The following is a 6,400-nucleotide window of genomic DNA, read 5'->3' as shown; positions in this document are numbered from 1 at the left end:
AGATTCACGTTTGGCTGCATTTAATGCTTGAGAAAACTCTTTTTCACTCCACACTTGGCGCATGCCCTTACCGCCACCGCCAGCAGCGGCTTTTAATAGAACTGGGTATCCCATTTCATCGGCAGCGCCTTTTAATACTGCTTCACTTTGATCGTCGCCATGATAGCCCGGGACCAAAGGAACACCTGCTTTTTCCATAATGTGTTTGGCGGCAGACTTAGACCCCATCGCTTCAATTGCAGATGCTGGTGGGCCTACAAAGATAATATTGTTTTTGGCGCATAGATTCGCAAACTCAGCATTTTCTGAGAGAAAGCCGTAGCCTGGGTGGATAGCGTCTACACCAAGCTCCTTTGCTTTTTCAATTATCAACTCGCCTCGTAAATAACTTTCCTTCGACGGAGATGGCCCTAGATAAACAGCTTCATCAGCCATTTGTACATGAAGGGCATTTTTGTCGGCGTCAGAGTAAACGGCTATCGTCTTTATACCTTGAGCGTTGGCTGTCTTTATAACGCGGCATGCAATTTCACCACGGTTTGCAATTAGTAATTTATTTATCATTCTTAACCTCCACCCATGAAGCACTGCGCTTTTCTAAAAAGGCTGACAGACCTTCTTGACCTTCTTCAGATGTCCTAACTTGTGCGATAAGTTTGCTCGTCTTTGTGAGAAGCGCATCGTTAATCTCTTGCGTAGACACCCATTGCACTAAGTCTTTTGCTTTCGCCACTGCTTGGGGGCCGTTTTTCAGTATGTTTGATAAAATATTGTCGATAGTGCTATCGAGTTCGTCTTCTGTTACTGATTCGCTCAAAAGTCCAAGTCGTCTTGCTCTGCGCGCAGAAAATACTTCAGCGGTCTGGAAGTAGCGTCGGCATACTCGTGCGCCCATAGCTTCAACCACGTAAGGGCTGATGGTTGCTGGAATAAGGCCAATTTTAACTTCACTTAAGCAAAATTTACTGAGCTTGCTTCCAATAGCAATATCGCAACATGCAATTAAACCAACAGCACCGCCAAAAGCTGCACCTTGTACTCTTGCTATCGTGGGCTTCGGCATTTTATAAAGCGTCTGCAGCATGGTTGCTAATGCAAGTGCATCACTTTCATTTTGCGCTTCGGTATAACTGGCCATTTTTTTCATCCAGTTAAGATCGGCTCCTGCACTGAAACTTTTGCCTTCAGCTCTCAGGATTAGTGCCCTAACGCTTTTATCTTCCCCCGCTTTTTTAAAAACGCGAGTAAGCTCGTTTATCATTTCGTCGTCAAAGGCATTATGTTTTTCAGCTCTGTTTAAAGTAACAGTGGCAATGTTTCTTTCATCTACGCTGTAAATTACTGATTGTTCCATTACCTGCACTCCTACATTCTAAATATGCCAAATTGGGTGTCTTCGATAGGCTTGTTAAGCGCCGCTGAAAGCGATAGGCCAAGCACTAATCGAGTATCCGCTGGGTCAATAACGCCATCATCCCAAAGCCTTGCAGACGCATAGTATGGATGTCCTTGTTTTTCGTACGTATCGATAACAGGTTGTTTAAATGCCTTTTCTTCTTCTGCAGACCATGATTCGCCTGAGCGCTCTTTTTGGTCGCGCTTAACTTGAGCGAGAACGCCAGCAGCTTGTTCACCACCCATTACAGAAATTCGAGCGTTTGGCCACATGAAAAGGAAGCGTGGGTCATAGGCTCTGCCGCACATGCCGTAGTTACCTGCACCGAAACTTCCGCCGATAAGCACGGTGAGCTTTGGCACATTCGCACATGCAACGGCGGTTACCATTTTTGCGCCGTGTTTTGCGATACCGCCATGCTCGTATTGCTTACCGACCATAAAGCCTGTGATGTTTTGCAAAAACACGAGAGGGATTTTTCGCATGGCGCATAGTTCGACAAAATGAGCACCTTTAAGCGCGCTTTCACCGAAAAGTATGCCGTTGTTAGCCACAATGCCTATGGGGAAACCGAAAATGCGCGCAAAACCACAAACCAAGGTTGTGCCGTAAAGCGGTTTGAACTCATCAAAGTCTGAGTCATCCACAACACGCGCAATGATTTCTCTTACATCGTATGTATGACGACTATCAGCAGGCACAATGCCGTAGATTTCTTTGGTGTCGTAGCGTGGAGGTTTTACCTCGGCCACATCTAGGCATTCTGGCTTCTTTCGGTTTAGTCTGGAGACAGCATTACGCGCTAATGAGAGTGCGTGGTGGTCGTTGTTGGCGAGATGGTCGGCAACGCCCGAAATTCGAGTATGAACGTCACCACCGCCAAGCTCTTCTGCGGTAACAACTTCACCTGTTGCAGCTTTAACAAGCGGTGGGCCGCCCAGAAAAATAGTCGCTTGTTCTTTAACGATAATGCTTTCATCAGCCATGGCGGGAACATAAGCACCACCAGCTGTACAGGAACCCATTACTACCGCAATTTGAGGAATATTCTTAGCAGACATATTCGCTTGATTAAAAAAGATGCGACCAAAGTGCTCTCTATCTGGGAATACATCATCTTGGCGAGGTAAGTTAGCGCCACCTGAATCTACTAAGTAAATACAAGGTAGGTTATTTTGCTCTGCGATAGTCTGAGCACGAAGGTGCTTTTTCACGGTAAGGGGGTAGTACGTCCCGCCTTTTACAGTAGCATCGTTAGCTACAATCATACACTCGATACCTGCAACGATACCGATACCGGCAACGACTCCGGCACAAGGTACATAGTCTTCGTAGACTTCCCATGCAGCCAGCTGGCCTATTTCTAGGAAAGGCGTGTCTGGGTCAATCAGTGCGTTGATTCGGTCGCGAGGTAGAAGTTTTCCTCGAGACACGTGGCGCTCCGCCGCTTTTTCACCGCCACCTTGGCAAATTTGTTCGATTTTTTCGAGGAGATCATTTACCTGAGCCTGCATGTGCTCGGCATTTGCGATAAATGTTTCAGATTTCGTATTTATACTTGAGCGAAGAACGGGCATAACCCCTCCTTGTGTTGGGCCTATGCGACCGGCTGTCGCGTTAGCCACTAGTTAGCAAGATGATTAGCGAGACACCCATGCTAAGCGCTTTCGCTGCGCTGGGTGTCTTTGCAATTCATTAGCCTATTAATAAAGTTCAGCGTTTCTAAATCTACTTTAAATAGAGTAGGGTGGGTGTCTTCCTAATTTCTATGACACAGGGAATGCCTGAGTTTTCCCTGTTTCAAACGAAGTTTGTTTCCACCCAGAACTCCGTATTACTTCGATTCGTTAAATAGCTCGCGGCCTATAAGCATTCGGCGAATTTCAGACGTTCCTGCGCCAATTTCATAAAGCTTGGCATCACGTAATAGGCGACCTGTCGGATATTCGTTGATGTAGCCATTACCACCAAGTAGTTGAATAGCATCTAATGCCATTTTGGTTGCTAGTTCCGCTGAATAAAGGATAGCGCCAGCAGCATCTTTTCGCGTTGTTTCACCGCGATCGCATGACTGTGCAACGGTGTAGACATACGCGCGTGCGGCATTCATTTGCGTGTACATGTCAGCTACTTTGCCTTGTACTAGCTGGAATTGACCAATTGATTGGCCAAACTGCTGACGGTCGTGAATGTAAGGTACTACGATATCCATGCACGATTGCATAATGCCTAGCGGGCCACCTGATAAAACAAGGCGCTCGTAATCTAGGCCGCTCATAAGTACGCGAACACCTTCGCCTTCTTTGCCAAGAATGTTCTCAGCTGGTACTTCGCAATCTTCGAAAACTAATTCACAGGTATTAGAAGAGCGCATACCTAGTTTGTCGAGTTTCTGTGCGCGGCTAAAGCCAGGGAAATCGCGCTCTACGATAAACGCTGTGATCCCTCTTGGCCCTGCGTTAGGGTCGGTCTTAGCGTAGATAACAAATGTATGTGCATCAGGACCGTTTGTGATCCACATCTTGTTGCCGTTAAGGATGTATTTGTCGCCGCGTTTTTCAGCCTTCAATTTCATGCTAACAACGTCCGAACCTGCATTAGGTTCACTCATTGCCAGTGCACCAATATGCTCACCGCTTATTAACTTAGGTAGGTACTTTTCACGCTGGGCATCATTACCGTTTTTAAAGATCTGGTTAACACAAAGATTCGAATGTGCGCCATAGCTCAAACCGATACCACCTGACGCGCGGCTAACTTCTTCCATTGCGATAGTATGCGCAAGGTAGCCCATATCAGAGCCACCATATTGCTCTGAAACTGTAACGCCCAATAGGCCCATATCGCCAAGTTTTGTCCACAATTGGTTTGGGAATCGGTTGTCTGCGTCTGCTTGTTCAGCAAGAGGAGCAATCTCATTTTGTGCAAATTGATAGACCTGATCACGTAACATCTCGATGTCTTCGCCAAGTCCAAAATTTAAAGTAGGGTAGGAGGTGTTCATGCGATATTTCCTCGTTTGAGTTCTGCGAGTTCTTCACGGCAACGTGCTTCAACATCATCCAGTTCAGTCATTAACATCTGGATGTCTTCTAGCTGCTGTTTAAGCACCGCTCTTTTCTGTTCAGTCATTTCGAGCATGGCTTCTAACTGAATAGCCGAATTGGGGTTGGTGTCGTACATGTCGAACAGTGTTTTGACTTCAGCAAGGGAAAATCCTAGTCGTTTTCCTCGCAAGATCAGCTTTAAGCGCACTCTATCTTTGTTCAGATAGACGCGATTTTGTCCCGTTCTTGACGGTGACATTAGGCCTTGTTCTTCGTAAAAACGAATTGAACGAGGAGTAATGTCAAACTCTCGAGCGAGTTCGCCTATTGCATATGTTGTTTCGTCGTCGTACTTGCTCATTACACGTACCTTGTATTTCAGCGCTGTTTAACACCCTTGTTTTGACGTGGGTGTCATTGTAATTAAATTCTCTGTAGTAGGTTGGGTGTCATTGCAATAGCACTATCGTTTTAAGGTAGATGGTTTTATATACCGCTATATTAAAACGTAGTGTTTGGTTGACACATACTTAGTACAGGTTTACGTTAACGTTAATTACATTTTACGTTAAGGTAAAGTAACATTTTGCTAACGTCAATTTTTCATGGTGAAGGCAAGACGTTGCAGCTGTTAGGGGTGTTTACTTTTGTATACATCTACGTAGCTTTCTTCACTTAACTCTATAATTTAAATGAATTTTAAGGGCACGGTTATGAGTAACGAATCAGTAGTTATTGTCGCGGCTAAGCGCACACCAATGGGTGGTTTCAACGGTAATTTGTCTTCGCTTGCTGCGACCAAACTTGGAGAAGTTGCGATTAAAGCAGCCTGTGAAGAGATGGATGTCTCTGTAATTGATGAAGTCATCATGGGGTGTGTATTACCTGCTGGTCTTGGTCAATCTCCGGCGAGACAAGCGTCACTGGGGGCGGGGCTTCCGCTAAGTGCAGGTGTGACAACTATCAACAAAGTATGCGGGTCGGGCTTAAAAGCGGTAATGATGGCCCACGACTTAATTAAAGCAGGCAGTGCGACAGCAGTCGTCGCAGGCGGGATGGAAAGCATGAGTAATGCGCCATATATGTTGCCTAAAGCTAGAACGGGATATCGTATGGGCCATGGTCAAGTACTTGATCATATGATGCTAGACGGTCTGGAAAATGCCTATGACGGCAAAGCAATGGGCTGCTTCGCACAGGATACTGCTGATGAAGAAAATATTTCTCGCGGTGAAATGGATGAGTTTGCTCTAAGCTCGCTTTCCAAGGCACATGAAGCAATAAACAGCGGAACTTTCGTCGATGAAATAGTACCCGTTACAGTTTCTTCTCGTAAGGGCGATACTGTTGTTGATACCGATGAAGGCCCAGGTTCCGCTCGCCCAGAAAAAATTCCAACACTAAGACCGGCTTTCAAAAAAGACGGTACGGTCACGGCTGCTAACTCAAGCTCAATCTCTGACGGTGCAGCGGCACTGGTTGTAATGAGCGAAAGTAAAGCAAATGAACTTGGTCTAGCACCGCTTGCGCGCGTGGTTGCTCACGCTACAAATTCTATTGAACCTGAAAACTTCACCGTTGCGCCTGTTGGCGCTATGGAAAAAGTGCTGGATAAGGCAGGTTGGACGAAAGAAGAAGTCGATCTTTTCGAAATTAACGAAGCCTTCGCCATGGTAACCATGTTGGCTGTCAAGAAGCTTGGACTAGATGAAAGTAAAGTAAACGTAAAAGGCGGCGCTTGTGCGTTGGGTCACCCAATTGGAGCCTCTGGTGCACGCATTTTGGTAACACTACTTCACGCGCTTAAGCAACGCGGTGGTCGCAAAGGTATCGCATCTTTATGTATTGGTGGTGGTGAGGGTGTAGCGCTTGCCGTTGAAATGCTCTAAGCCGTTATAGATGGCTAATATGTAAAATATTTAATCACGGAGCCTAATCACATTGATTTCGCTCTGTG

Annotated in this window: 6 protein-coding genes; 1 reads left to right on the top strand and 5 read right to left on the bottom strand. The window is 46.0% G+C overall.

The genetic code is table 11. The features are described 5' to 3' along the window. The 5 genes from QVA83_RS12835 to QVA83_RS12815 all read right to left on the bottom strand — a co-directional run. A partial coding sequence (locus tag QVA83_RS12835; protein ID WP_287498525.1) for a biotin carboxylase N-terminal domain-containing protein occupies positions 1 to 564 on the bottom strand: 564 nt, incomplete at its 3' end. Further along, positions 554 to 1,354, bottom strand: coding sequence for an enoyl-CoA hydratase/isomerase family protein (locus QVA83_RS12830; RefSeq protein WP_014949158.1), 801 nt, complete (start codon positions 1,352 to 1,354; stop codon positions 554 to 556). The genes QVA83_RS12830 and QVA83_RS12835, both read right to left, overlap by 11 nt. A gap of 11 nt (positions 1,355 to 1,365) precedes the next feature. After that, complete coding sequence (locus QVA83_RS12825; RefSeq protein WP_069944132.1) at positions 1,366 to 2,973, bottom strand: carboxyl transferase domain-containing protein; 1,608 nt, start codon at positions 2,971 to 2,973, stop codon at positions 1,366 to 1,368. A gap of 257 nt (positions 2,974 to 3,230) precedes the next feature. Further along, positions 3,231 to 4,400 (bottom strand): isovaleryl-CoA dehydrogenase, encoded by a 1,170-nt coding sequence (locus QVA83_RS12820; protein WP_069944133.1) that lies wholly within the window; start codon positions 4,398 to 4,400, stop codon positions 3,231 to 3,233. Further along, on the bottom strand, positions 4,397 to 4,804 hold the full coding sequence (locus QVA83_RS12815; protein ID WP_014949161.1) for a MerR family transcriptional regulator: 408 nt from the start codon (positions 4,802 to 4,804) through the stop codon (positions 4,397 to 4,399). Before QVA83_RS12815 ends, QVA83_RS12820 begins: the two co-directional genes overlap by 4 nt. A 352-nt stretch (positions 4,805 to 5,156) precedes the next feature. Between QVA83_RS12815 and QVA83_RS12810 the strand changes: the two genes are divergently transcribed. Next, positions 5,157 to 6,332 (top strand): thiolase family protein, encoded by a 1,176-nt coding sequence (locus QVA83_RS12810; protein ID WP_014949162.1) that lies wholly within the window; start codon positions 5,157 to 5,159, stop codon positions 6,330 to 6,332. Positions 6,333 to 6,400 lie beyond the last annotated feature (68 nt).

This window comes from Alteromonas sp. AO-Serp, assembly GCF_017849675.1.
Taxonomy (GTDB): Bacteria; Pseudomonadota; Gammaproteobacteria; order Enterobacterales; family Alteromonadaceae; genus Alteromonas; species Alteromonas macleodii.
The sequence above is the reverse complement of the archived record's forward strand: the minus strand, read 5'-3'. Positions and strand labels throughout refer to the sequence as shown.

Coding starts and splice junctions, on each gene's coding strand:
- QVA83_RS12810 (WP_014949162.1), top strand. CDS start 5,157: ATGAGTAACGAATCAGTAGTTATTGTCGCGGCTAAGCGCACACCAATG.
- QVA83_RS12820 (WP_069944133.1), bottom strand. CDS start 4,400: ATGAACACCTCCTACCCTACTTTAAATTTTGGACTTGGCGAAGACATC.
- QVA83_RS12830 (WP_014949158.1), bottom strand. CDS start 1,354: ATGGAACAATCAGTAATTTACAGCGTAGATGAAAGAAACATTGCCACT.
- QVA83_RS12815 (WP_014949161.1), bottom strand. CDS start 4,804: ATGAGCAAGTACGACGACGAAACAACATATGCAATAGGCGAACTCGCT.
- QVA83_RS12825 (WP_069944132.1), bottom strand. CDS start 2,973: ATGCCCGTTCTTCGCTCAAGTATAAATACGAAATCTGAAACATTTATC.